At 64.0% G+C, this 24,844-nt stretch carries 28 protein-coding genes; 19 read left to right on the top strand and 9 right to left on the bottom strand.

Translation table 11 applies throughout. The features are described 5' to 3' along the window. Positions 1 to 76 precede the first annotated feature (76 nt). Positions 77 to 277, top strand: coding sequence for a DUF2256 domain-containing protein (locus tag AUL28_RS19030; RefSeq protein ID WP_062235762.1), 201 nt, complete (start codon positions 77 to 79; stop codon positions 275 to 277). 4 nt (positions 278 to 281) lie between these two features. Here AUL28_RS19030 and AUL28_RS19025 read toward each other — a convergent pair whose 3' ends face one another. The 6 genes from AUL28_RS19025 to AUL28_RS19000 all read right to left on the bottom strand — a co-directional run bounded on the left by AUL28_RS19025 (position 282) and on the right by AUL28_RS19000 (position 5,666). Then, a complete protein-coding gene (locus tag AUL28_RS19025) occupies positions 282 to 1,898 on the bottom strand; it encodes an NTP transferase domain-containing protein (RefSeq protein ID WP_062235759.1) in 1,617 nt (538 codons plus the stop codon). Continuing rightward, positions 1,895 to 2,602 carry an XdhC family protein gene (locus AUL28_RS19020; RefSeq protein ID WP_062235757.1) on the bottom strand — a complete coding sequence of 236 codons (708 nt, stop codon included), beginning with the start codon at positions 2,600 to 2,602 and terminating at the stop codon, positions 1,895 to 1,897. Before AUL28_RS19020 ends, AUL28_RS19025 begins: the two co-directional genes overlap by 4 nt. Beyond that, positions 2,602 to 2,931 (bottom strand): XdhC family protein, encoded by a 330-nt coding sequence (locus AUL28_RS19015; protein ID WP_082640579.1) that lies wholly within the window; start codon positions 2,929 to 2,931, stop codon positions 2,602 to 2,604. The genes AUL28_RS19020 and AUL28_RS19015 overlap by 1 nt, the downstream gene beginning before the upstream one ends. Positions 2,932 to 2,941: 10 nt before the next feature. After that, on the bottom strand, positions 2,942 to 4,099 hold the full coding sequence (locus AUL28_RS19010; RefSeq protein ID WP_244493571.1) for a vWA domain-containing protein: 1,158 nt from the start codon (positions 4,097 to 4,099) through the stop codon (positions 2,942 to 2,944). Between the two features lie 97 nt (positions 4,100 to 4,196). Further along, on the bottom strand, positions 4,197 to 5,099 hold the full coding sequence (locus AUL28_RS19005) for an AAA family ATPase (protein WP_374701442.1): 903 nt from the start codon (positions 5,097 to 5,099) through the stop codon (positions 4,197 to 4,199). A 57-nt stretch (positions 5,100 to 5,156) separates the two neighbouring features. Then, positions 5,157 to 5,666 carry a flavin reductase gene (locus AUL28_RS19000; protein WP_306302770.1) on the bottom strand — a complete coding sequence of 170 codons (510 nt, stop codon included), beginning with the start codon at positions 5,664 to 5,666 and terminating at the stop codon, positions 5,157 to 5,159. A 210-nt stretch (positions 5,667 to 5,876) separates the two neighbouring features. On the opposite strand from AUL28_RS19000, the gene AUL28_RS18995 reads away from it, so the two are divergent. The 5 genes from AUL28_RS18995 to AUL28_RS18975 all read left to right on the top strand — a co-directional run bounded on the left by AUL28_RS18995 (position 5,877) and on the right by AUL28_RS18975 (position 10,107). Then, positions 5,877 to 6,671 (top strand): ABC transporter ATP-binding protein, encoded by a 795-nt coding sequence (locus AUL28_RS18995; RefSeq protein WP_244493573.1) that lies wholly within the window; start codon positions 5,877 to 5,879, stop codon positions 6,669 to 6,671. Beyond that, on the top strand, positions 6,668 to 7,372 hold the full coding sequence (locus tag AUL28_RS18990) for an ABC transporter ATP-binding protein (RefSeq protein WP_062235751.1): 705 nt from the start codon (positions 6,668 to 6,670) through the stop codon (positions 7,370 to 7,372). Before AUL28_RS18995 ends, AUL28_RS18990 begins: the two co-directional genes overlap by 4 nt. Positions 7,373 to 7,400: 28 nt before the next feature. Beyond that, complete coding sequence (locus AUL28_RS18985) at positions 7,401 to 8,393, top strand: branched-chain amino acid ABC transporter permease (RefSeq protein WP_058635381.1); 993 nt, start codon at positions 7,401 to 7,403, stop codon at positions 8,391 to 8,393. Beyond that, positions 8,393 to 9,685 carry a branched-chain amino acid ABC transporter permease gene (locus AUL28_RS18980; RefSeq protein WP_062235748.1) on the top strand — a complete coding sequence of 431 codons (1,293 nt, stop codon included), beginning with the start codon at positions 8,393 to 8,395 and terminating at the stop codon, positions 9,683 to 9,685. Before AUL28_RS18985 ends, AUL28_RS18980 begins: the two co-directional genes overlap by 1 nt. 83 nt (positions 9,686 to 9,768) lie before the next feature. Next, positions 9,769 to 10,107, top strand: coding sequence for a DUF3140 domain-containing protein (locus AUL28_RS18975; protein WP_058635383.1), 339 nt, complete (start codon positions 9,769 to 9,771; stop codon positions 10,105 to 10,107). 43 nt (positions 10,108 to 10,150) lie between these two features. On the opposite strand, the gene AUL28_RS18970 is transcribed toward AUL28_RS18975, so the two are convergent. Next, positions 10,151 to 11,365, bottom strand: coding sequence for an ABC transporter substrate-binding protein (locus tag AUL28_RS18970; RefSeq protein ID WP_062235745.1), 1,215 nt, complete (start codon positions 11,363 to 11,365; stop codon positions 10,151 to 10,153). A 142-nt stretch (positions 11,366 to 11,507) separates the two neighbouring features. Here AUL28_RS18970 and AUL28_RS18965 point away from each other — a divergent pair, with 142 nt between their 5' ends. The 3 genes from AUL28_RS18965 (at position 11,508) to purB (ending at position 14,967) form a co-directional block, all read left to right on the top strand. Further along, a complete protein-coding gene (locus tag AUL28_RS18965; RefSeq protein WP_082640578.1) occupies positions 11,508 to 12,560 on the top strand; it encodes an ABC transporter substrate-binding protein in 1,053 nt (350 codons plus the stop codon). Positions 12,561 to 12,563: 3 nt separating this feature from the next. After that, the gene (locus AUL28_RS18960) at positions 12,564 to 13,568 is read left to right on the top strand and encodes a P1 family peptidase (protein WP_062235741.1); all 1,005 of its coding nucleotides are present in this window, start codon (positions 12,564 to 12,566) and stop codon (positions 13,566 to 13,568) included. A gap of 91 nt (positions 13,569 to 13,659) precedes the next feature. After that, entirely contained in the window at positions 13,660 to 14,967 is a 1,308-nt protein-coding gene (gene purB, locus AUL28_RS18955; RefSeq protein ID WP_062235738.1) for an adenylosuccinate lyase, read from the top strand. 44 nt (positions 14,968 to 15,011) lie between these two features. Here the strand turns inward: purB and AUL28_RS18950 are convergent, their stop codons facing one another. After that, positions 15,012 to 15,827, bottom strand: a complete 816-nt coding sequence (locus AUL28_RS18950; protein WP_062235735.1) for an endonuclease/exonuclease/phosphatase family protein — start codon at positions 15,825 to 15,827, stop codon at positions 15,012 to 15,014. A gap of 218 nt (positions 15,828 to 16,045) precedes the next feature. Here AUL28_RS18950 and cls point away from each other — a divergent pair, with 218 nt between their 5' ends. After that, the gene (gene cls / locus AUL28_RS18945; protein WP_058602316.1) at positions 16,046 to 17,491 is read left to right on the top strand and encodes a cardiolipin synthase; all 1,446 of its coding nucleotides are present in this window, start codon (positions 16,046 to 16,048) and stop codon (positions 17,489 to 17,491) included. Positions 17,492 to 17,534: 43 nt separating this feature from the next. After that, complete coding sequence (locus AUL28_RS18940) at positions 17,535 to 18,092, top strand: RBBP9/YdeN family alpha/beta hydrolase (protein WP_062235989.1); 558 nt, start codon at positions 17,535 to 17,537, stop codon at positions 18,090 to 18,092. 6 nt (positions 18,093 to 18,098) lie between these two features. Here AUL28_RS18940 and AUL28_RS18935 read toward each other — a convergent pair whose 3' ends face one another. After that, on the bottom strand, positions 18,099 to 18,860 hold the full coding sequence (locus tag AUL28_RS18935; RefSeq protein ID WP_062235732.1) for an HpcH/HpaI aldolase family protein: 762 nt from the start codon (positions 18,858 to 18,860) through the stop codon (positions 18,099 to 18,101). Positions 18,861 to 19,060: 200 nt separating this feature from the next. On the opposite strand from AUL28_RS18935, the gene purC reads away from it, so the two are divergent. The 8 genes from purC to grxD all read left to right on the top strand — a co-directional run bounded on the left by purC (position 19,061) and on the right by grxD (position 24,816). Beyond that, positions 19,061 to 19,825 carry a phosphoribosylaminoimidazolesuccinocarboxamide synthase gene (purC, locus tag AUL28_RS18930; RefSeq protein ID WP_058602324.1) on the top strand — a complete coding sequence of 255 codons (765 nt, stop codon included), beginning with the start codon at positions 19,061 to 19,063 and terminating at the stop codon, positions 19,823 to 19,825. A 67-nt stretch (positions 19,826 to 19,892) separates the two neighbouring features. Continuing rightward, complete coding sequence (gene purS / locus AUL28_RS18925; protein ID WP_062235728.1) at positions 19,893 to 20,135, top strand: phosphoribosylformylglycinamidine synthase subunit PurS; 243 nt, start codon at positions 19,893 to 19,895, stop codon at positions 20,133 to 20,135. 12 nt (positions 20,136 to 20,147) lie between these two features. After that, on the top strand, positions 20,148 to 20,831 hold the full coding sequence (gene purQ / locus AUL28_RS18920) for a phosphoribosylformylglycinamidine synthase subunit PurQ (RefSeq protein ID WP_058602313.1): 684 nt from the start codon (positions 20,148 to 20,150) through the stop codon (positions 20,829 to 20,831). Further along, positions 20,828 to 21,379 (top strand): hypothetical protein, encoded by a 552-nt coding sequence (locus AUL28_RS23395; RefSeq protein WP_244493570.1) that lies wholly within the window; start codon positions 20,828 to 20,830, stop codon positions 21,377 to 21,379. Before purQ ends, AUL28_RS23395 begins: the two co-directional genes overlap by 4 nt. A gap of 103 nt (positions 21,380 to 21,482) precedes the next feature. After that, the gene (locus tag AUL28_RS18910; protein ID WP_062235725.1) at positions 21,483 to 21,776 is read left to right on the top strand and encodes a hypothetical protein; all 294 of its coding nucleotides are present in this window, start codon (positions 21,483 to 21,485) and stop codon (positions 21,774 to 21,776) included. An 85-nt stretch (positions 21,777 to 21,861) separates the two neighbouring features. Further along, complete coding sequence (purL, locus tag AUL28_RS18905) at positions 21,862 to 24,072, top strand: phosphoribosylformylglycinamidine synthase subunit PurL (RefSeq protein WP_062235983.1); 2,211 nt, start codon at positions 21,862 to 21,864, stop codon at positions 24,070 to 24,072. A 71-nt stretch (positions 24,073 to 24,143) separates the two neighbouring features. Beyond that, positions 24,144 to 24,380 carry a BolA/IbaG family iron-sulfur metabolism protein gene (locus AUL28_RS18900; protein WP_062235723.1) on the top strand — a complete coding sequence of 79 codons (237 nt, stop codon included), beginning with the start codon at positions 24,144 to 24,146 and terminating at the stop codon, positions 24,378 to 24,380. 91 nt (positions 24,381 to 24,471) lie between these two features. After that, on the top strand, positions 24,472 to 24,816 hold the full coding sequence (gene grxD, locus AUL28_RS18895; protein WP_062235720.1) for a Grx4 family monothiol glutaredoxin: 345 nt from the start codon (positions 24,472 to 24,474) through the stop codon (positions 24,814 to 24,816). The last annotated feature ends 28 nt before the right edge of the window (positions 24,817 to 24,844 follow it).

Genomic DNA, 24,844 nt, shown 5'->3' with positions numbered 1-24,844 from the left:
AACGCGATAGGCCAACCATGGAGGTAAGTTGCCGCAGGGCGCTGGTCTCGCTCCAGCGACAGACCATCTCCGCCTCATGCCGAAAATGAAAAAGAAATCCGACCTTCCTTCCAAACTCTGCCGCGAATGCCAAAAGCCGATGGTTTGGCGCAAGGCTTGGGCGCGCACCTGGGATCAGGTTCTCTACTGCTCGGATCGCTGCCAGAAAGAAGCCAGCCGCAAGCGGCATGACGGAATGGCTCAGGCGGATCGAATTACCCGCGCATCGCCGAACTGATGGATCAAGCCGGGGGGAGAACGCCTCCCGCTAGCTCCATCAGTTCGGGCGTATCGACGTCGAACGAGGCGGCGGGGCCGATGTCGATCTCGCGAACGATGTCGTGGTGCTGCTGCACGAGCTGTCTCGCACCGACATCGCCCTCGAGCCTGGCGATGTCTTCGCGAAAATCAATCGACAGGATCACGGGATTGGCGCGTCGCTCTCCGTCGCAGGCCAGAACGATCGAACCTTCTCCGGAGGGTACGAAGGCTGCGATCAGCGTGTCGAGATGGGAGGGCGTCAGCAGGGGCTGATCCGCAAGCATGACGAGGACGCCATCAGCATCCTGGGAAGCCGCTTCGAAGCCGCGCTTGAGCGAGGTCGATAGGCCTTCGGCATAATTGGGGTTGTCGTGTAGCACGACGTCCAGCCCCTCGATCGCGCGCCTCAACTCGCTCGACCTGTGACCCAGAACGACGTGGACCGATACCGCGCCGCATGCGAGCGCCGTTTCCACGGAGCGGCGAAGGAGCGGCTGACCATCGAACCTCGCCAGGAGTTTGTTCGGCCCGCCCATGCGACTGGAGCGGCCTGCCGCCAGGACGACGATCGCGATCCTCGGGGTACGGGCCTCCAAGCGATTGATCTCCCGAGGCTGCGGGCGCGAGGCGATTTCCATCAGCAGGCCTCCCACGCCAAGACCCGTCAACTCCCGCGACGAGACTGGAAGATCGGCCAACAAGCGGTCGAGAACCCAGTCGAATCCGTTCTCACGCGGACTGCGCGCGCAGCCCGGTGCGCCGATGACGATCCGCTCGCCAAGATGCCCCAGCAGCAGGAGATTGCCGGGATCGACGGGCATACCGAGGTGATCGACTTGGCCGCCGGCCAGCCGGATCGCAGCCGGGATGACATCATCCTCGTCGATCACGGCCGAAGCCCCGAAGACGATTGTCATCGCTTCGTCCGGGTGAGCCTGCGAGAGGGCTCGCCTCAATTCGTTTTCGTCATGCCCGACCCGCTCCTCCCGCAGGATATTCGAGCCCGTTCGCTTCAACCGTTCGGCCAGGACGGAGGCTGTCTTGTCGAGAATGCTGGGCTTCATCCCGGGAAGAACGGTCTGCACCAAACCGACGCCGCGCCCGCGAAACGGCGCGAGGCGGAACGCCGCCTCGCCGGCCAGCAAGTCGGCGACCTGCTCGACTGCGGCACGCGGCACGGCCAGCGGAATGATCTTCACCGTCGCAACCATGCGGCCGGCCTCGACGCTCGTGTAATCGTCAAGCGTCGCGAGCGTGATGCCGGGATGAACGCGGTTGATCGCATTCACGAGACGGCGATCGGCGAGAAACACCCCGGCCTCGCCCGCGAAGAGATTGGCTCGGCCCGTGGCGGCCGGCGCCGCGCCGATCTCGTCGCTCACCAGGGCGTCGGCAATCGTGGCGGCGGCCTCGTCTTCGGGCAGATCGTCTGGACCAAGCCGTGCGACGATGACGCGATCGATCCCGGCCGCCAGAAGACGCTCCACATCATCTGACGTCAGACACCGCCCCTTGGGCAGTTTGCTGCCGCCGACCTGCGTCGCGTGGGCGAGAATGCAGCCTTGAGCTGACCGACTCTCGACCGGCCCGAACTTCACGACGCCTCCGTTTCGCCGCGCCGCTCGGCGTGCATCTTCCGCTTGCGAAAAGCGGAAATAACCGAGCCGAGGATTGCCACCGCGATTTCGGCGGGCGTCGCAGCGCCGATGTCGAGCCCGATGGGCGCTTCGATCCGAGCCGTCTTATGGTCCGGCAATCCCGCTGCAGCCAGCCGCTCCAGCCGTTTGGCATGGGTCTTCCGGCTTCCAAGCGCGCCGATATAGAAGCAGCCGGCCTTGATCGCTTCGATCAAGGGGAGATCGTCGATCTTGGGATCGTGCGTCACCGCCACCAGCGCGCAATAGGAATCGAGCGGCCGATCCTTCAGGACGAGTTCCGGCCATTCGGCTTGCAGACGAATGCCAGGGAAGCGCTCGGGCGTCGCGAACGCCGTGCGCGGGTCGATGATCTCCAGATCGAACCCGGCGAGTTCCGCCATAGGCGCCAGGGCCTGCGATATATGCGCCGCCCCGATCACGACGATGCGCGGCGGGGGCAGATGCACGTTCAGGAAGAGGTCGCCGCCCAAGCGTCCCGATTTTCCACTTTGAAGCGCTTTGGAAAGGTCCGGCGCGAGTTCGTCCGCTTCGACCTCGGCTTCGCGAATGAGGCGCTGCGAGCCGCTGGTCAGGTCCGTGACGAGAATGCAGGCGCGGCGAGCGAGGCGCTCTTCGTTCAAAGCTTCCAGAAGCGCGAGATCCATCAGGCCACCTTCTCGACATAGACGCAGATGCGCCCGCCGCAGGAGAGGCCGACCCGCCAGGCTGTTTCGTCCGCCACGCCGAATTCCAGCATGCGTGGCGCGCCGGTTTCAATCACGTCCAGCGCCTCCGCCACCACTGCGCCTTCGACGCAGCCGCCGGAGACGGAACCGGCAAAATCTCCGGCTGCATCGATCACCAGATGGCTTCCAACGGGTCTCGGCGCCGAGCCCCAGGTTTCCACGACGGTGGCCAAGGCGACGCCGCGCCCGTCACGGCTCCAGTCTTCGGCAATTTGCAGGACGTCGCTCATCGCGTGCAGCGTTTCCATCGTCTCGTCCTCAAGCCATCTCGCGGTTCAACGCATCGGAGCGCAACCAGTGCTGCGGCGATAGGTGGCCGCGATCCGCCCGGTCTTGCGTCAGTGCCTTGCAGAGCGCATCCAACGAGGCGACGGAGTGGACCGGTCGAAACTCATCGACATGCGGCAGCATCGCCCTCATTCCCTTGGCCTTGGCCTCGAACCCGTCGAACCGCAGCAGCGGGTTCAGCCAGATGAGCCGACGGGAGGACAAATGGAGCCGCTCCATCGCCTCTTCCAGTCTTTCCGTCTGATCGCGTTCCAGACCATCGGTGATCAGCAGCACCGTCGCGCCGCCGGGCAGAACGCGGCGCGACCAAACCTTGTTGAAGATTTCCAAAGCCTCGCCGATCCGCGTTCCGCCGGACCAGTCCCGCACGGCCGAGGCCGCGCGATCGACCGCTTCATCCGGGTCGCGGCGGGTCAGTTCGCGCGTGATATTGGTCAGCCGCGTCCCAAACAGAAACGTATGGACACGCCGTCGATGCGCTGTGATCGCGTGAAAGAAATGCAGGAACAGCCGACTATACTGGCTCATGGAGCCGGAAATATCGGCGAGCACCACGAGCGGCGGCGGGCGCGTTCGCGCGGTGCGCCATTTCGGGAGAAGCAAGGCGCCGCCGGTTCGCACGCTGGCGCGCAGGCTTTCGCGCATATCGATCCGCTCGCCATGAGGAGCCGGGCGGAACCGCCGCGTGCGGCGTTCGTCGCCCGAGAAGGCGATGCGGCGCACGGCTCGCTTGGCGTCCTCCAATTCGGCCGCCGTCATCTGCGCGAAATCCTTGGTTCGCAGCACGTCGTCACCCGACATGGAAAAACGCGCGTCGATGTCGAGAATGGGCTTCTCACGCGGAGCTCCGGGCTGTGCTTCCTGAGAGAAAGCGTCAGCGGCCCGTTGCGCCCCCGCCCGCTTCTCGGCCGGCCGTGCTGGGGCACGACCGGAAAACAGAGCCAGCATTTTTTCGATCAGCTGGCGCGACCGCCAGAACGTGTCGAAGACTTCGGCAAAGACCACGCTGTCCTCGCGCCGATGCACGAAAACGGAATGCAGAACCCAATAGACATCCTCGCGCGAGCCGATCCCGCCGAGGCGGAGCGCCTCGATCGCGTCCAGCGTTTCGGACGGTCCGGTCTTCATTCCAGCGCGACGAAGCGCCCGAGCGAAATGGACGATGTTGTCCCCGAAGCGACCGTTATTTGGGTTGGTGTCTAAGTCGCCCGTCGCTGGCATGTCGTCAGCCGACCGCCAGTTCACGCTTCACCGCATTCAAGATTTCGCGGCCTTCGCCCTTCTCGATCCGGGCGATATCGTCCTGATATTTCAGGAGAACGCCGAGCGTGTCGGAGATCAGCGACGGATCGAGCGCGATGGCATCGAGTTCGGTCAGCGCGGTGGCCCAGTCGATCGTCTCGGCCACGCCCGGCGATTTGAAGAGATCGGCTGCGCGCAGCTTCTGCACATAGCTGACGATCTCGCGCGACAGATCCTCGCTCGCGCCGGGTGCCTTCAACCTGATAATCGACAGTTCCCGTTCGGCGCTGGGATAATCGACCCAGTGATAGAGGCAGCGGCGCTTCAGCGCGTCGTGGATTTCGCGCGTGCGGTTGGTCGTGATGATAACGATCGGCGGCTCCTGCGCCCGGATCGTCCCGAATTCGGGAATGCTGACCTGGTGGTCGGACAAAACCTCAAGCAGAAAGGCTTCGAAGGCTTCGTCCGTTCGATCGAGTTCATCGATGAGCAGAACCGGCGCGCGGCCCGCTTCGCCTTCGAGCGCCTGGAGGACGGGTCGGCGGATCAGAAAGCGTTCGGAGAAAATATCCGCCCGAAGCGCATCGCTTGTGGCATCGCCGGCCGCCTCGCGCAGCCGGATTTCGATCATCTGCGCGGCGTGGTTCCACTCGTAGACGGCGGACGAGAGGTCGAGACCTTCATAGCACTGGAGCCGGATCAGCGGGCGGTCCAACGCCTTGGACAGAACCTTGGCCAGTTCGGTTTTGCCCACGCCCGCTTCCCCTTCGAGAAACAAGGGACGACCCATCCTGAGCGCCAGAAATAGGACGGTCGCTAAGGACCGATCTGCCACATAGTCCGCAGCCGCCAGGAGTTCGATGGTCTCATCGATATGGGCCGGCAGATCACTCACGGTCTTCATCCTCCCAGATGACTGTAGCTTCGCCCGCGCGGAACCGTTTCAGAGGCTATGATACCTTCGTGCGCGATACAAAAGGCTGTTGCCGGCCGTCGGCTCCCCGATGGCCAGAACCTCGCCGACGATCACGCGGTGCGTAGCAACCGGGCGGCTGTCGATCACGCGGCAATCGAAGCTGATCAGCGCGTCCATGAGAACGGGCGCATCCGTGACGAGACGCGTCCAACGCCCTGCGGCAAATCGCGCTTCGAGCTCCAACTGGCCTTCTCCCGCGAAGGCGCGCGCGACCGGCTCGTTATGGGATGCCAGAAGATTGACCGCAAAGACACCGTTCTGGTCGAACCGCGTGTTCGCCAGACTGGTCTGGTTCAAGCAGAAGAGAACCGTCGGCGGTTCGTCGGAGACGGAACAGACCGACGTCACCGTCACGCCTCGTCGGCCGGCCGGACCATCCGTCGTCACGAGACAGACCGGCGCGGCGAAATAGCTCATCGCCTCCCGGAAATGCACGCGGTCGGCAGGGGGATGAGAGGCGACACCGGACTTCAACACAAGGCTTTTCCCAGAGCTTCCCGACTCGCGGAGGATGCAAGTCGTCCGCTTAAGATAGAAGAGTCTGTTGAAGAATGAATGGCCCTGCGCCCGGTCCTTTCGCGGTCGCTCGGGATTTGACAAATCACCGGCATCGCGTATGGGGGCCGCTTCGCCTTTCATCGTCGCATCACATGCGCCCGCCGAACGGAGCGACCCGTCATGGCTCCAATGATCGAAGTCAAGAAAGTCACCCGTCGCTTCGGCGGCTTCGTGGCGGTCAATGATTGCAGTCTTTCCGTCGAGAAGGGCAGCATTACCGGGCTGATCGGGCCGAACGGTGCCGGTAAGTCGACCCTGTTCAACATGGTGGCCGGCAATCTGGAGCCGAGTTCGGGCGCCATCTTTCTGGATGGTCGGGAGATCACGGGCCTGAAGCCGCATCAGCTTTTCGGCCGTGGCCTCCTGCGCACCTTCCAGATCGCCCATGAGTTCTCGCGCCTCACCGTTCTGGAAAACCTGATGATGGTGCCGGCGGGTCAGCCCGGCGAGAACCTGTTCGACGCTTGGTTTCGCGGTCGCAAGGTGCGAGAGTTCGAGCGCGGCGTGCGCGAGCGCGCCGAAGAGGTCGTGGACTTTCTCCAGATCGGCCATGTGCAGAACGAGCTGGCCGGCAATCTCTCTGGCGGCCAGAAGAAGCTGGTCGAACTCGGCCGCACCATGATGGTGGATGCCAAGGTCGTGCTGCTCGACGAAATCGCCGCCGGCGTGAACCGCACGCTTCTCAACGATCTCGCCAGCAATATCGAACGGCTTAACCGCGAGCGCGGCTACACGTTCTTCGTCATCGAGCACGATATGGACCTGATCGGCCGCCTCTGCGACCCCGTCGTCGTCATGGCGGCCGGGTCGGTCATGATGAAAGACTCGCTCGCCGAGATCCAGGCCGACGAGCGTGTGGTGGAAGCCTATTTCGGCGGCTCGCCCACAGGACACGCCACCAGCCTGCCCGGAACCACGGCATGAGCCTTCTTTCGGTTCGCGGTGTCGTCGCCGGCTATGGCGCGGCCACCATTCTGAACGGCGTCGATATCTCGCTGGAAGCGGGCGAAATCGGCGTCATCGTCGGACCCAACGGCGCGGGCAAGTCCACGACTCTCAAGGCCATTTTCGGACTGCTGCGCGTGTCCTCCGGCTCCATCACCTTCGACGGGCAGGACATCACCAACCGGCCGACCGAGAGCCTCAGCGCTCTCCGCATGGCCTTCGTGCCGCAGGAGCACAATGTCTTTCGGACATTGAGTGTGCACGAGAACTTGGAAATGGGCGCCTATGTCCGCAAGGATGACGTGTCTGCCCTTCTCGATCGCGTCTACGAGATCTTCCCGCCGCTGAAGGCCAAGCGAAACCAGCCGGCGGGCGAGTTGTCGGGCGGCCAGCGCCAGATGGTGGCGGTTGGTCGCGCGCTGATGATCGATCCCAAGCTGATCCTTCTGGACGAGCCGACGGCCGGCCTATCACCGCTCTTCATGAGCGAGATTTTCGATCGCATCCTCGCCATCAACGCGACCGGCGTGACCGTCGCGATGGTGGAGCAGAACGCCAAGCAGGCGCTGGGGATCGCGCACAAGGGTTTCGTGCTCGCCGGCGGGCGCAATCGATTCACCGATAGCGGCGCGGCGCTTCTCGCCGATCCCGACGTCGCGAAATCCTTCCTCGGCGGCTGACGCCAGCATCAAGACAACGGGGCCAGCCGTGGACGAGCTGATCTTTTTCATCAATCGCGGCGTGGTCGGCGGGCTGATCATCGGCTCCGTCTATGCGCTGGGTGCAGTCGGCGTGACGCTGATCTTCGGCATTCTGCGCTTTGCGCATTTCGCCCATGGCGACATGATGACGGCGAGCGCCTTCATCGCGCTGGCACTGGCAGGCCTTCTTTCGACGCTCGGCGTCAGCCTGCCCATTCCGCTCGTGCTGGCGCTCTTGCCTGTCGTGATGGGGCTGACGGCGCTGTTCGCCATCGGGCTAGACAAGGCCTTCTACCAGCCGCTGCGCCGGCGGGGGGCGAAGCCCGTCGTGCTGGTCATGGCGTCGATCGGCGTCACGCTGATGCTCCAAGGCGTGATCCGCCTGTTCGGCGGCACCGGCTCGCGCGACATGTATCTGGACGCACCCAAGGCGATCTATCGCATCCCGACCGGCGGACGCCCCATCATTCTAACCGAGCCGCAGCTCGTGCTCATCGCGCTCACGATTCTCTCGGTCATCGCGCTGCATCTGTTTCTGACGCGCTCGCGCCTTGGCAAGGCCATGCGCGCCGTCTCGGACAATCCCGATCTGGCGCGCGTGACGGGCATTCCGATCGAGCGTGTCGTCAAGGCGACCTGGGCGATCGGTGGGGGCCTCGCCGCCATCGCGGGGACGATGCTGGCGATGGACGTGCAGCTGAAGCCCGACCTCGCCTACAACATCCTCCTGCCGATCTTCGCCGCCGCCATCGTCGGCGGCATCGGCCAGCCCTATGGCGCGATCGCGGGCGGCTATCTCATCGGCTTTGCCGAGACGCTGGCGGTTTTCAACTTCTCGGTTCTACTGCGGCCCTTCCGGGATTGGCTTCCAGCCGGAACGGAAATCCCGGCGAGCCTCGCCATGGTGCCAACGGAATATCGGCTCGTCGTGCCCTTCTTCATTCTCGTGGCCGTCCTGATCTACCGGCCGACCGGCATCTTCAAGGGACGGGTGTTCTGATGACTGATGCTTCCGCCTCTCGTGCTCGCCCGGCGAGCGGGCTTCGCCGCGAAATCCTGCTCGTCGCCGCGCTTTTGGCGCTCGTGCTTATCATCTATGCGCTGCAGGGCTCGGCCTATGCGACGCGGATGCTCGTGGAAGCGGCGGCCTATGCGGTCATTGCGGTCGGCCTGAACATCCAGTGGGGCTATGCCGGCCTCTTCAATGTCGGCATCATGGGCTTCATCGTCGCGGGCGCGGCGGCCTCGGTCCTCATGACCTTTCCGGTCAACCCGGCCTTCTGGGCGGGGACGGGCGCGCCGATGCTGGGCGAGGCGCTGGTTTGGTTGTTCGGCGCGGTTTTGCTGGTTGCCCTCGTGTCGCAGGCGAGGCGCATCGGTGTGCCGAAGGGGCTCGTCACCGCCATGACGCTGGCGACGGCGGCCATCGCCTTCATGCTGGTCTCAGCCAAGTTCGACCCGGCCACCACGGCCATCGAAGCCGAGGCTGGCTTTATCGGCGGATTCGGCTTGCCTGTCGCGGTCGGGTGGATCGCGGCTGGCATCGTCGCGGGGGGGATCGCCTTCGTGATCGGCAAAATCTGCCTCGGTCTGCGCGCCGATTACCTCGCGATTGCGACGCTCGGCATCGCGCAGATCATCAAGACCTTCCTCAAGAATGCCGACTGGCTGACACGCGGCACGCTCACCGTCTCGCCTCTGCCCTGGCCCGTGCCGACGCCGAACGAGATCGGTTTCCTCTGGGCGCGCAGCCTCTATCTCGCGCTGACGGCTCTCATCCTAATCGTGGTCACGCTGCTTCTGGAACGCGCCTACCGCGCCCCCTGGGGGCGTATGATGCGCGCCATCCGGGACAACGAGGCGGCGGCAAGTTCGATGGGCAAGAATGTGGACGGGCGGAGGATGGAAATCTTCGTTCTCGGCGCCATGCTCATGGGCCTCGGCGGCGCGATCCTGGTTCACTTCACCTCGATCTTCGACCCGTCCGGCTTCGTGGACCTGAACCACACGTTCCTGATCTGGGTGATGGTGATCCTCGGCGGCGCGGGCAACAATCGCGGCGCGATCTTCGGCGCGGTCTTCGTCTACATCGTCTGGACCATGTCGGAGCCGGCCGCCCTGTCGCTCTTCGCTTTGGCGCGCGATTGGGGCTCGTCCTGGTTCGGCTGGGTCCCGCCCGCCGATCTCGACTCGCGCGCGCTGCAGATGCGCGTCTTCGTCATCGGCCTCACCATCACGCTTGTCCTGCGCTTTGCGCCTGATGGGGTTCTGCCCGAACGGCTGCGACACTAGATCAGGCAGGTGCGGCGGCTTCTTCGGAACCGCCGCCGCATCACCCCGTTGCGCCAGCCAAGATCGGGCAACGGAGCAGAGCCATGGCGACAGATGACCATCAGGAGATTTGGGACGAGTTTCGTTCGCTGGTGAATATGACGCCGAGCGAACTCGAAAAATGGCTGGACTCCGCAGAGTCGAAAGAGGTCGGCCAGAAGGGTGAGACGGGTGGTGAGTCCGTCGGCCACAAGTCCGGCCATGCGATCATCGAGATCAAACACACCAAGAAAGCCGATCTGACGGACGATCAGTGGGCGCATATGCAGAAGGTCATCGGCTACATCAAACGCCATTCGAAGCAGAAGCCCAAGGGCGACATCAAAGATACGAACTGGCGCTATTCACTGATGAACTGGGGCCACGACCCCTTGAAGGATTGAGAAAAAGGCCCCGTCCGATTCCGCGGACGGGGCCTTATTAATCTTACTGCGCGGGGCCGACCGGAACGATCTTCCCGTCCTTGACGGTGACCTCGTCATATGAGCCCGGCACGTCACCATTGGCGTCGAACTCGAGCGAGCCGGACGCGCCCTCGTAATTGACCTTCTGGCCGGCATCGATCAGCGCCTTGGCCTTCTTCCATTCGCCGGGCAGGACGACCTCGCCGGAATGGCTGGTTACGTCGCGCAGCGCCGCCGACAGGCCCTCGCGGCTTCCCCCGGTCTTTTCGAGCGCCAGAAGCAGGGCGAAAGTCGCGTCGTAGGAGGTTGCGGCATAGGTCGCCGCCGGGTCGAGATTGGCCGCCTTCGCCGCTTCCGCGAACTTCGCCGCGCCCGCTGCCGCACTGCCACCCGGCCGGGTCAGGATCAGCTTCTCGTCGCCGCCGCTGACATTGGTCAGCGCCGCGCCGACCATGCCGTCGCCGCCGATAAAGGTCGAGAAGTCGCCGGTCTCGCGGGCCTGCGAAACGATGCGCCCGCCCGAGCCATCGACATAGGCGAGAACCACGAGCGCCGGCGCGCCCGAAGACGCCAGCGAGCCGATCTCGGCGCGATAATCGGCTTTGCCGTCCTCATGCGCTTCGGATGCCAGTACCTTGCCGCCCGCCGCCTCGAAGGCGGTTTTGAAGGACTGGGCGAAGCCGGTGCCATAATCGTTGTTCACGTAGGTGACGGCGACTTCGTTGATGCCGTTCTTCTTGACGACGCGCGCCAGAACCTCACCCTGATAGGCATCGGACGGGGCGGTGCGGAAGACGAGATCCTTGTCCTTCAAGGCCGAGACAGCGGGCGAGGTCGAAGCCGGCGAAACCATGACCACGCCGCCGGGTATAGCCGCCGCATTGGCCGCCGCGATGGTCGCACCCGAGCACATGGCGCCGACGATGCCCGCCACCTTTTCCGAGTTAACCTGACGGTCGGCAGCGTCGGAAGCGCGGGCCGCGTCGATGCAGCCATCGTCGCCGATGACCATCTCGACCTTCGCGCCATTCTTGCCGATGCCGCCCTGCTCGTTCACCTCGGCAATCGCGAGCTTGGCCGCATTGGTGATCGGTGGCATGAGGCTCTCGATCGGCCCTGTGATGCCGCCGATGAAGCCGAGCTTGACCGCCGCGTCCTGCGCGAAAGCAGCCGGGGACGCGCTGAAGGTCAAGGCAGCCAAACTGGCGGCCAGAAGGGTCTTGGGTGAGCCTGCCATGCGGTTGATTCTCCTATCGTGTCCGGCCCGGCGCGTGATGCGGCTGAGCCCTTCGGGCGGAGTTAAACGGCGCGAGAATGGCCGGTCAAGTTAAGCTCCCGTGTCTCGCGTCGCCCTCCCGAGTTGGGCTAGGTTCCCCCGTATGACCCTGCCGCCGCGAATCGTCCTTGCGACCCTTCTGATGCTTCTACCAAAGCCCCGCATAGCCTTGGCGGACGGCATTGCTGTCGCTGTCCCGCTGAGTGGCCCGAACGCCATTCTCGGCCGACAGGCCGTTGACGGCGCGCGTGCGGCCGTCGACGGCAGCTCGCTGCCACTCGCGGATTTCGACACGGGTTGCGAGCGCGACGCCGGACGGGAAGCGGCCGAAAAGATCGTCGCGGCTCGGGCCGAAATCGCAGTCGGCTTTCTATGCACCGGCGCGCTGGAAGGCGCCCTGCCCGTTCTGTCTGCAGCCGGCATCCCGACGCTCGATATCGGAGCGCGCTCGGACAAGGTCCTGGCAAGGCGCGAGCACGGCGGCGGCCTGATCTGGCGACTGGCGCCGGGCTCAGGGGCGGAGGCTGCCGCCGTCGCGAGTTTCGTTCGCGCGCGCTGGAACGGCGAGCCCTTCGGCATCGTGGAGGACGGATCGTCCTATGGAAGCGATCTGGCAGAGGCCGTGCGCGGCCTTCTGGAAGCGCAAGGGCTTCGGCCGACCCTTGTCGACAATTTCCGACCCGCCGAGGAAAAACAGTTCGGCCTTGCGCGCCGGATTGCGCAGAGCGGGTTGCGTCATGTCCTCGTTTTCGGGACGCGACGCGATGTGGCGATCGTCGCGCGCGATGCGCTCGATGTGACCCCCGGCCTGCAGTTCGCGAGCGGCGAGTCGCTGTTGGACGAACCGGGAGATGTGCCGCTGCCCAATGGCGTCCTGACGATCGCCTCCGGCTTCGATGTGAGCTGGATCCCAAGCGAGACGGCGCCGGCGGATGAAGGCTATGCCCGCATCGCCCGGATCGGCACGGAGATCGCGATCGAGGCCATCAGGCGGGCGAAGGCTGAAAGCCGCACCCTGAAAGATTTGCTCGACGCCGAAACCTTCGTGACGTCGGGCGGGCTGGTTCGGTTCGACGCGCAAGGCTCTGCCGATGTCGTACCATTTCAGGTCTATCGCTGGCAGGGCGACAGATTCGTCACCGAGAATCAGGGGTGAAACATGTGGCAGCCCGGCCCGCGCAATCTCATCACCGACGTTCGAGGCCTTCAGGTCGGCAACGCGAGTTGCGATCAGCTTCTGTCGGGCTCGACCGCGATCCTCTTTGATCAGCCAGCCCATGCTGCAGTCGAAATCCTGGGCGGTGCGCCGGGAACGCGCGACACGGAGCTTCTGAACCCTCAGAACCTCGTGCAGCAAGTCGATGCGCTAGTTCTCTCCGGTGGCTCGGCCTTCGGATTGGATGCGGCCTCGGGTGTTCAGAGCGTGTTGCGCGCTCGGGGGCGCGGGTTCGAGGTCGCCGGCCAATATGTGCCCATCGTGCCGGCCGCGATCCTGTTCGACCTCGCCAATGGTGGCGACAAGGATTGGGGCCTTCATTCGCCCTACCGCGAGCTGGGGATGGCGGCGGCCGAACAAGCGGGCTTCGACTTTCCGCTGGGGAGCATCGGGGCCGGCACGGGGGCGACCACCGCGACCTGCCGAGGCGGGCTGGGCTCGGCATCAGCTGTCCTGCGGAATGGCGCAATGGTCGGTGCGCTGGTCGCGGTCAATGCCGTCGGCTCGCCGATGGTCGGCTCGTCCCACCATTTCTGGGCCGCTCCTTTCGAATATGGTGACGAATTCGGCGGGCTTGGGCACCCGCATCGCTTGCCCCAGGATGCATCCCGACTGCGAACGAAGTTCGATCTTCGCGCGGGTGCTCATACGACCATCGCCGTCATCGCGACCGACCTCGACCTCGGCAAGCCGGAACTCAAGCGCCTCGCTGTCGCCGCCCATGACGGCTTCGCGCGGGCGCTCTATCCGGCCCATACGGATTTCGACGGCGACCTCGTCTTTTCCGCCGCCACCGGAACCGCGCCGCGCGACCTCAGCCCCTCCGATCGACTGGAACTGGCGGCCGCCGCCTCCGTCGTCATGGCCCGTGCGATCGCGCGCGGCGTCTTCCATGCCGCTTCGGCTCCGACCTCAGCGCCGCTTCTCGCGTGGCGGGACATGGCTTAATCCCGTTCCTCAGCGCGCCCGAGCATGGATTGAGGCTGGAGAAGAGCTCTGTTAGAGCCCTTTCATCCCTTTCCGTTGCAAGGCCGCTCCCATGATCCCGCGCTATGCCAGACCTCAAATGGTGTCCATCTGGTCTCAGGAAACCAAGTTCCGCATCTGGTTCGAGATCGAGGCCCATGCCTGCGACGCGCTGGCCGAACTCGGCGTCATTCCCAAGGACGCTGCCAAGACGATCTGGGAAAAGGGCGGCGCGGCCACGTTCGATGTCGAGCGGATCGATGAGATCGAACGTGAGACGAAGCACGATGTCATTGCCTTCCTGACGCATCTCGCCGAATTCGTCGGCCCGGACTCGCGTTTCATCCATCAGGGAATGACGTCGTCCGACGTGCTCGACACCTGCTTCAACATCCAGCTCGTGCGGGCTTCGGACCTGCTTTTGGCCGATCTCGACGCGCTTCTGGCCGCGCTCAAGCGCCGCGCCTTTGAGCACAAGGACACGGTGACGATCGGCCGCTCGCACGGCATCCACGCGGAGCCCACGACCTTCGGCGTCAAGCTCGCCCTCGCCTATGCCGAGTTCGATCGCTGCCGCAACCGCCTCGTGGCCGCGCGTGAGGAGATCGCAACCTGTGCGATCTCGGGCGCTGTCGGCACCTTCGCCAATATCGACCCGCGTGTGGAAGAGCATGTTGCCGCCGCGCTGGGTCTCAAACCGGAGCCGGTCTCTACGCAGGTCATCCCACGCGATCGCCATGCCATGTATTTCGCGACGCTCGGCGTCATCGCCTCATCGATCGAGCGCCTCGCGACCGAGATCCGTCATCTTCAACGCACCGAAGTCTTGGAAGCCGAGGAGTATTTCTCGCCCGGCCAGAAGGGCTCCTCGGCCATGCCGCACAAGCGCAACCCAGTTCTGACCGAGAACCTGACGGGTCTCGCCCGTATGGTCCGCTCCTTCGCCATTCCCGCGATGGAGAATGTCGCGCTCTGGCATGAGCGGGATATCTCGCACTCTTCGGTCGAGCGCTATATCGGCCCCGACGCGACGATCACGCTCGATTTCGCGCTGGCGCGCCTCACCGGCGTGATCGACAAGCTGCTCGTCTACCCCGAGCGGATGGACAAGAACCTCAACCAGTTCAAGGGCCTTGTTCACTCGCAGCGCGTCCTCTTGGCGCTGACCCAGGCTGGCGTCAGCCGCGAGGATGCCTATCGTCTCGTTCAGCGCAACGCGATGAAGGTCTGGGAGCACGGCGCGGACTTCCTCACCGAGCTTTTGGCCGACAAGGACGTGACGGCTGCGCTCTCGGAAGCGGACCTGCGCGAGAAGTTCGACTTGGGTTACCACACCAAGCATGTGGACACGATCTTCAATCGCGTCTTTGGAGCGGCCTGATCCGGGCTCGGCGGCTTGCCCATTCTGCGAGCCGCCCGTCCCACTCAGGCGGGCTCGGCTTGCGCCGAAACCAGCAGCGGCGTCGCCAGGGGCGGCGCTTCGTTTCTCTCGAAACCCTTGATATCGAGCTGGATCATCTGATGATCCGAAAAGGGCTGATCGAGAATGTGAAGCTCGCAATGATTCATGAGATCGCGCGAGATCAGGCAGGTGTCGAGCGTCGCTCTGTAGGGGCCGAGTCGGAAGGTCGGGCCGGCATCCGCATTGGCATGGGCCATGCGCCCGCTGGCCAGAAGCGGCTGTAGCTCGCCCGAGCCGCGAAACAGGTTGAAATCGCCGATCACGACACTTGGCCCGTCCCGCTCCTCCACCCAGCGCGCAAGCTCGGCGAGTTGAACGCACCGCACCCGGTATCGCAACGACAGATGCGCGACGAGCACCCGGATGCCGGCCATTTCCAAATCATAGACCAAGCGCTTCTTTCCGACTGAGAGATAGCGCGCGACATAGGTCAGCGGCCGGCATGCCAGAAACGCGTTGGACTTGCCGCGAGAGACCGACAAGCGGCGGAACTTGCGCTCGGCGCTGTATTTGTTGTCGATCCGAACGGTGGTGTGGTGATCCTCCACCAGGGCACGCGACTGATCGAAGAAGCCGTTGGTCAGCGAGCCCCGATCGATTTCCACGAAACAGCTGAGGTCCGGGCGCAATTCGCGCAGGCGGTCCCGCACATGATGAAGGCTGCGAAGCTGCACGTTACGCGTCGTGAAGACATGGTGGTGCACGCGCTTGACGTGATGCCCCAGCGACCCGTCGATGGCGCGCGAATAGCCGAGGTTGGCATAGACGATGCGGAGCATGGTCTTTTGGCTTCCTTCACCTGCTTCGACGCCGCCGGTTAAAGGTCTTGGCGCCGATGGGTTCCGCATCGATCGACGGACAACAAACCGCCGGAGGATATGGCTTTGAACGCTGGACCCGATCTTGCCCGTGCCCATATCCTCGGGCAGAGCCTCCGGCAAGGCGCGTTCCTCGCGGCGCCAGTCTTGAACCCAGCGGATGGCGGCATCGGGGCAGAATGATTCAGTTTCTCGACGGTACGATCTGGCCGGTTCTCATCGCCATGTTGAGTTGGTCGATCCTGATCGGCGCCGTCATCTATATTCCGTTCCGGCGCTCGCCCGTCGCGGCCCAGGCGTGGCTGCTTCTGTTCTTCTTCATGCCCTGGGCGGCGCTGCTGCTCTATCTCGCGGTCGGCAATGCGCGGCACCCGAAATGGCGGCGGGACCGGCTGGAAGCCATGCCGGACATCATCCGCAAGGCGATCGACCATATCTCGCTGCGGGCCATGGGTGCGCTGCGTGCCTTGCGGCCGCACCACCAGCTCACCGGGCGTCTGGTGCATCGTATCGGCCGGTTTCCGGTTCTCCCGGACAATCGCATCGTGCTGGACGCCGACTACAACCGCGTGGTGGATCGGATCGCGACGGATATTGACCACGCCGTCCACCACGCCCATGTCATGGTCTATATCCTGCAGAACGATCAGGCCGGGAATCGTGTTCTGAGCGCCCTGGAGCGTGCAGCCAAGCGCGGTGTCAAATGCCGCCTCCTGATCGATGCGGTCGGGTCCTCTCGCGATCGGCGCGCCATCGCCAAGCGCTTGGAGGGCACAGGCGTAGAGCTTCGGCTGATCCTCCCCTTGCGGTTCTGGAATCAGGCCACCCGGCTCGATCTGCGCAACCACCGCAAGATCGTAGTGGTGGACGGGCGCATCGGCTGGGTCGGATCGCAGAATATGCACCGGATCGAATACGAGCCGAAAACCTTCTATCGCGAGTTGATGGCGCGGGTGGAAGGCCCGGTGGTTCTGGAACTCCAGGCGATCTTCATCGGCGATTGGTATCTGGAAACCGAGGAGGACATCGCCTCGCCGGACCTCATGCCCGAGCCTCCGCCGCCCTCGCTGGAGCGCACCGCCACCGCGCAAGTTCTGCCCAGCGGCCCGGATTATCCCGATGCCGGTGTCGATATTCTTTTCACCGACCTCATCTACAGCGCTCGGCGACGTGTGGTGCTGGCAACGCCCTATTTCATCCCGAACGAGCCGCTGCTGCTTGCCATGCGAACGGCGGTGTCGAAGGGCGTGCGCGTGACGCTTTTCGTGACGTCCACCACCAATAGCTGGCTGATCGACCGGGCCCAGCAATCCTATTACGACGAGCTTCTGGAAGCCGGCGTCGAGGTCATGCTCTATCGGGAGCGCTTCCTGCACGCCAAGCACCTGTCGATCGACGACGACATCGCCATCATCGGCTCGGCCAATATGGACCGGCGCTCCTTCGAGCTGAATTCCGAGGTGACGCTGATCGCCTATAGCGAAGACGTGGTGCGCGATCTCCGCGTGATCGAGGACGATTACCGCTACAAGAGCCATCGCCTCAAGCTTGAGGAATGGTCCCGGCGCGGTTTCTTCGTCCAGCTGACCGAGAACGTCACCCGCCTGATCAGCCCGCTTCTGTAGCGCTCTTCTTGACATGATGGCTCGTCGCTCGCATCTGCGGGCGATGCGCGTATCAGAAGCCGATATCCTCATTGTTCCCGGATACAAGGGAGCGGACGAACATCACTGGCAGACCCGTTGGGAGCAGAAGCTTTCCACGGCCCGGAGGGTTCAGCAACTCGAATGGTCGAAACCCGTCCGCGAGGATTGGATCAAGACCGTCGCCGAAGCCGTGAACGCAGCCAAGCGCCCGCCGGTGATCGTCGCCCATTCGCTCGGCGTCACCAGCGTCGTGCAGGCCATCCCGCAGTTTCGCAAGAAAGTGGCGGGCGCCTTCTTCGTGGCGCCGCCGGATGTCGAGAACGACACGATCCGGCCGAAGCATCTCATGAGCTTCGGGCCATATCCGCGCGATCCGCTTCCCTTCCCATCCGTCGTCGTCGCCAGCCGAAACGACCCCTATTCCAGCTTCGAGGCGGCCGAGGAAGCCGCCGGGGCCTGGGGCTCGCTGTTCATCGACGCTGGCGAGTCGGGTCATCTGAACGGCGATAGCGGGCACGGGCCCTGGCCGGAGGGGCTCCTGACCTTCGGCAAGTTCCTGTCCCGCCTGCCCGCGCCCTGACGCGCGCTACCCCCGGATGTCCGCGCAGATCGCCAACGACGCCTGCTTGAGCAGGGACACGTCGCTGGCGACGCAGATGAGATCGTAGCCCATGGCCTGATAGCGCCGCGCATCGGGCGCGTTCGCGGCATAGACGGCGGCGATCTTGCCAGCGGCCTTGCTCTTGCGGCAGATCGAGAGCGCTGCTTCGTCCGTGCCCGTGCCGTTCGGATCGAGACGCCCGGTCAGCGCCAAGGACAGATCGGACGGGCCGACGAACACGCCGCCGAGTTCCGGCACATCCAGAATGGCGTCGATCTCGCGGAATGCGCCCGCCGTCTCGATCATCGCAAGGGATACGATCGCTTCCTGCGCCGTGTCGATATAGGCCGCGCCCGACGCGGCCCCGAACAGATCGACCGCTCTGGCCGGCCCGAAGGACCGTGTTCCAAGCGGGGGATACAGCAACGCACGAGCAAACTGTCTTGCCTCCTCCGCGCTGTCCACCATGGGCATGATGACGCCCGTCGCGCCGAAATCCAGCACTCGGCCCGCCATGGCAAGATCACCGACGGGCACGCGCACGATGGCTGGTTTGCCCAGGAAGGCCGCGCGGGCGCATCCCTCGCGGATTTCCGATATGCCCTGCAACCCATGCTGCACGTCGAGCGTGATGGCGTCGAAGGCGCGCAATAAAGTCTCGTGAACCACCGCATCGCCCAGACCGGACCAGGCCGAGAGCGCGGCGCGCTCCTGACCCAAAATGCTTCGCAGAGTCGGGATCGTCATCGCTTGCCTCCATTGGTTTTTTGCAGATCGAACGAGCCGGGTCCGTTTGGCAAGATGGGGTGCCAGTTCTCGCCGCTGGGCCCGACAAATTCGGCGAGGCGATTGTTTAGACCCCGCGTTTGGGATATGCAGCCGGCTTAAGCATGCGGTTTATCGCGAGTTTTCCAACGACTCGCCTTTTTAACGATCGAGCAATGTCCATGTCACGTCGCCGCCGTATCTACGAAGGCAAGGGGAAAATCCTTTACGAAGGTCCCGAGCCCGGCACACTCGTCCAGTTTTTCAAGGACGACGCGACCGCCTTCAACAAGAAGAAGCACGAGGTCGTGGACGGCAAGGGCGTCCTCAACAATCGGATTTCCGAGTATATCTTCACGCATCTGAACCGGATCGGCATTCCGACGCATTTCATTCGTCGGTTGAACATGCGCGAGCAGCTGATCAAGGAAGTGGAGATTATTCCGCTCGAGGTCGTGGTGCGCAACGTGGCGGCGGGTTCGCTCGCCAAACGCCTCGGCATCGAAGAAGGCACGGTCCTCCCGCGCTCGATCATCGAATTCTATTACAAGGCCGATCAGCTCGACGATCCGATGGTGTCGGAAGAGCATATCACAGCCTTCGGATGGGCCAGCCCGCAGGAAATCGACGACATCATGGCGCTTGCCATCCGCGTCAACGATTTCCTGTCCGGCCTCTTCCTCGGCGTCGGCATCCAGCTGGTCGATTTCAAGATCGAGACCGGCCGCCTTTTCGAAGGCGACATGATGCGCATCGTCGTGGCCGATGAAATCTCGCCCGACTCCTGCCGGCTCTGGGACACGCAAACCCAAGACAAGCTCGACAAGGATCGCTTCCGTCGCGACCTGGGCGGACTGGTCGAGGCCTATCAGGAAGTCGCCCGCCGGCTGGGCATCATGAACGAAAACGAGCCGCCCCGCCCTTCCGGGCCGGTGTTGGTCAAGTGACGCCTCTGCCGGCGTCGCAACCGGCGCCGGCTCTTCGACTGGTTCATTCTCAAGGCAGGCTTATACCGTGATCAAGGCTCGCATCGTCGTCACCCTCAAGAACGGCGTTCTGGACCCACAGGGCAAGGCGATCGAAGGAGCGCTCGGAACGCTCGGCTTCGGGGGCGTCGGTGCCGTTCGCCAAGGCAAGGTCTTCGACGTCGAAATCGAAGGCTCCGACCGCGCCAAGGCCGAGGCCGATCTGAAGGCGATGTGCGAACAGCTCCTCGCCAACACGGTCATCGAGAATTACGCCATTCAGATCGCCTGAGGTCGGACCATCATGAAATCCGCCGTCGTTCTTCTTCCCGGCCTCAACCGCGACCGCGACATGATCGCGGCCTTGACCAAGATTTCCGGCTCAGCGCCCGTCACCGTCTGGCAGACCGACACGGAGATCCCCGATGTCGATCTGATCGTCGTTCCCGGCGGCTTCTCCTTCGGCGATTATCTGCGCTGCGGCGCGATCGCTGCGCGCTCGCCGATCATGCGCGCCGTCGCCGAGAAGGCGAAGAAGGGCGTGGCGGTTCTCGGTGTCTGCAACGGCTTCCAGATCCTTTGCGAAGCCGGTCTCCTGCCGGGCGCGCTGATGCGCAACACGAGCCTGAAATTCGTGTGCCGCGAAGTGAAGCTGCAGGTCGCGAACGCCTCTACGCGCTTCACCAACGCCTATACGCAGGGTCAGATCATTCGCTGCCCCGTGGCGCATCATGACGGCAATTATTTCGCCGATCCCGAGACGCTCGCCCGGATCGAAGGCGAGGGTCATGTGGCTTTCCGTTACGCGGAGGGCACCAACCCGAACGGCGCGATCAACGACATTGCCGGCATTGTCAGCGCCGAGGGCAACGTTCTCGGCTTGATGCCTCATCCGGAAAATCTGATCGAGCCCGAACACGGCGGAACGGACGGGCGAGGCATTTTCGAAAGCGCGCTGGGTCTTTCGCCGCACGGTCTGGCCGCGTGAGCCGAGCCCATCTCGCGCGATATCTCTTGATCGCCGCGCTCCTGCCGGCCCTCGTCGTTTTGTCCCCGATCGCGTTCGGCTTGGTCGCGGTCATGATGGGTACGGTCGGGCTGCTGCTCGGTGTCTTTGGCGCAGCGCTCGGGTCCGTTGCCGCGCTAATCGGTCTGATGCTCGCCTTCCTAGCCAGTTGTGCGTCGCCGGTCGTATCCCCTTCGGTGCAGAAGCCCATGCCGACGCCGAAAGTGGATACCGGGCTGGATCGCATGGAGCGTCTGGCGCTGACGGCCAATCGCTGCTGGATCAAAAGCCGCGATCCGGCCTTCACCGGCTATTCTCTAGCGCCGGAGCTCTCCTCGTTCTCCGGGCGTCCACGCTTCCTTCTGGTCCCGAAAGGCCGCATGGAGGCCAGGCCGCTTCTGGTGGTCGAGGGACGGGCAGGATCGGCCGATGTCGAGACCTACGGCCCTCTTCTGAACACGTCCATGCGCTCGCGCCTCGAAGGCGATCTGGCCCGCTGGAAGGCAGGATCGGGCGAGTGTTCGGCCTGACATGACGCCGCGCTTGTCTGTCTGCGTTCTGGGCCTGGCTCTTGGACTGACATCAGGCTGCCAGTCCGTTGCGGCTCCCTCCTCCTCGCAAGGCGCCCCCTCCATGGAAGCCCCCAATGCCTTGGAGCGGCAATATCTTGGGGAGACGGGCCACGCGGTCTATCGTGGCCGTTCCTTCCAGCGCACTCGCAATTTCCTGTTTGGCGATCCGTCGCGTGGATATGCCATCTGTCTTCGCTCCGCCAAGCGCGGCGGCGGTTTCGACCATACGCTGTTGATTCTCCAACGCCGCATTTCCGGCGCGGTGAGCCAGGTAGAGGACGACGTCCAGATTCTGCGGGCCGCTGCCGATGTCGGCGCGTGTCGTACCCGGTCCGACTGGGTGGACGCCCGTTGAAAACCCCTCTCTTTCCGCTTGTGATCGCGCTTTTCCAATGCGAAGAGCGGCCAAGCGCGTTTCTCTCCTCTCGTTCGGAGGCTTCATGACCAACATTGCCATCACGCCCGAACTCATCGCCAGTCACGGGCTGAAGCCGGACGAATATCAGCGTATTCTCGATCTGATCGGCCGCGAGCCGACGATCACCGAACTCGGCATCTTCTCGGCGATGTGGAACGAGCACTGCTCGTACAAGTCTTCCAAGCGCTGGTTGCGCACGCTGCCGACCAAGGGGCCGCGCGTCATTCAGGGACCGGGCGAAAACGCCGGCGTCGTGGACATCGGAGACGGCGACTGCGTCGTCTTCAAGATGGAGTCGCACAATCACCCCTCCTATATCGAGCCCTATCAGGGCGCGGCAACGGGTGTAGGCGGCATTCTGCGCGATGTGTTCACCATGGGCGCGCGGCCGATCGCGGCCATGAACGCGCTCCGCTTCGGCGCGCCGGACCATCCCAAGACCCGCCACCTCGTGGCCGGTGTCGTCGCAGGCGTCGGCGGGTATGGCAATTCCTTCGGCGTGCCGACCGTCGGCGGCGAGGTGAACTTCCACTCGCGCTATAACGGCAACTGCCTCGTCAACGCCTTCGCGGCCGGTCTCGCGAAGGCCGACGCGATCTTCCTGTCGGAGGCGAAGGGCGTCGGGCAGCCGGTCGTCTATCTCGGTGCCAAGACCGGGCGCGACGGCGTCGGCGGTGCGACCATGGCTTCGGCCGAGTTCGACGAGAAGATCGAAGAGAAGCGCCCGACCGTCCAGGTCGGTGACCCCTTCACCGAGAAATGCCTGCTTGAAGCCTGCCTCGAGCTCATGCAGACCGGCGCGGTCATCGCCATTCAGGACATGGGCGCAGCAGGTCTCACCTGCTCGGCCGTCGAGATGGGCGCGAAGGGCGATCTCGGCATCGAACTGGATCTCAACAAGGTGCCGGTGCGCGAAGAGCGCATGACGCCTTACGAAATGATGCTGTCGGAAAGCCAGGAGCGGATGCTCATGGTTCTGGAGCCCTCCAAGCAGGAGGTCGCCGAGGCGATCTTCCGCAAATGGGGCTTGGACTTCGCGGTGGTCGGCAAGACGACCGACGATCTTCGCTTCCGCATCCTGTTCGACGGGACCGAAGTCGCCAATCTGCCGATCAAGGAACTCGGCGACGAAGCGCCGGAATATGATCGGCCTTGGACCGAGCCCAAACCCGCCAAGGTGGTACATCTCGCCGATATCCCTGAGCCCCGCGACTATGCGCAGGCGCTTCTGAAGGTGCTCGGCTCGCCCGACATCGCCTCGCGCCGCTGGGTCTTCGAGCAATATGACACGCTGATCCAGGGCAATTCGCTTCAGCGGCCGGGCGGCGACGCCGGCGTCGTGCGCGTCGATGGGCACCCGACCAAGGCGCTCGCCTTTTCGTCCGACGTGACGCCGCGCTATTGCGAGGCCGATCCCTGGCAGGGCGGCGCGCAGGCTGTCGCCGAATGCTGGCGCAACCTGACGGCGGTGGGCGCAGAGCCCTTAGCGGCGACCGACAATCTCAATTTCGGCAATCCCGAAAAGCTTGAGATCATGGGCCAGTTCGTCAAGGCCGTGGAAGGGATCGGCGCTGCCTGCCGCGCGCTCGATTTCCCGATCGTCTCCGGCAACGTCTCGCTCTACAACGAGACCCAAGGCCGCGCGATCCTGCCGACGCCCACGATCGGCGGCGTCGGTCTGATCGAGGATCGCCAGTTCACCGCGACGATCGGCGGGATGCGCGACGGCGACGTTTTGTTCCTGGTGGGACAGGACGGGCAACACCTCGGCAGCTCGGTTTACCTGCGCGAAGTCGAAGGACGCGAAGAGGGCGCGCCGCCTCCAGTGGATCTGGAGATGGAGAAGCGCCACGGAGATTTCGTGCGCAAGCTGATCCGCTCCGGCCGCGTCACGGCCTGCCACGATCTCTCGGACGGTGGCCTCGGCATCGCGCTGGCGGAAATGTGCATGGCGTCCGGACGCGGCGCGAAGGTGAATGTCGGCGGCGGCGCGCTGCACGGCCCGCTCTTCGGCGAGGATCAGGCGCGGTACGTCGTGGCCGTATCTGCAAAGGATGCCGCCTCGCTGGAAGCCGACGCGCAGGGCATACCGCTGCGCGAGCTCGGCACGGTGGGCGGAACGGCGCTGGTCGTCAACGGCGCTCTGTCGCTGGAGATCGAGCGCCTAATCGTCACGCATGAAAGCTGGTTCCCGAACTTCATGTCGGGCACCGTGGACGCCAGCGCCGCCTGAGACGCGTTGCCGGGTCCGGGCGAAGCCTCTATCTTCGAACCGGACCTGAAAGCCTTGAGGAGACCGACGGCATGCCGATGAACGCTCACGACATCGAGTCCATGATCCGCCAAGCGATCCCGGATGCCGTGGTCACGATCCGCGATCTCGCGGGCGATGGGGATCACTACGCCGCCGAGGTCGTCGCGGAGAGTTTTCGCGGCAAGTCGCGCGTGCAGCAGCATCAGATGGTGTATCAGGCCCTGCAGGGAAATATGGGCGGTGTGCTTCACGCCCTCGCCCTTCAAACCAGCGCGCCGAAAGCATAACTACAACGCAGACGCGGCCCCGCTCGTCGGTCGCGATCAGATTGCTTCCTTCGCCTGACGGACGAAGGCCAACCAGAAAACGGACCCGGCCATGAGCGGCATCATCGATTGGATCGACAACGAGGTGAAGACGAACGACGTGATCGTCTTCATGAAGGGCACTCCGGATTTCCCCCAGTGCGGTTTTTCCGGCCAAGTCGTTCAGATCCTGAATTATCTCGGCGTCCCTTATAAGGGCGTCAACGTCCTGTCGTCGGACGATCTGCGCAACGGTATCAAGGAATACGGCTCCTGGCCGACCATCCCGCAAGTCTACGTCAAGGGCGAATTCGTCGGCGGCTGCGACATTCTGCGCGAAATGTTCCAGGCGGGCGAGTTGCAGGACTTCTTCGGCGAACGCGGCATCGAGGCCAAGGGCGTCGCGGCCGCGCAGTAAACCACGTTTCTTTTTACCGCTGATAAAG

Origin of the sequence: Aureimonas sp. N4 (assembly GCF_001463925.1) — a bacterium.
In the GTDB taxonomy this organism is placed as follows: domain Bacteria; phylum Pseudomonadota; class Alphaproteobacteria; order Rhizobiales; family Rhizobiaceae; genus Aureimonas; species Aureimonas ureilytica_A.
Note: the sequence above shows the minus strand (reverse complement) of the source record. Positions and strands in the feature narration are given on the sequence as shown.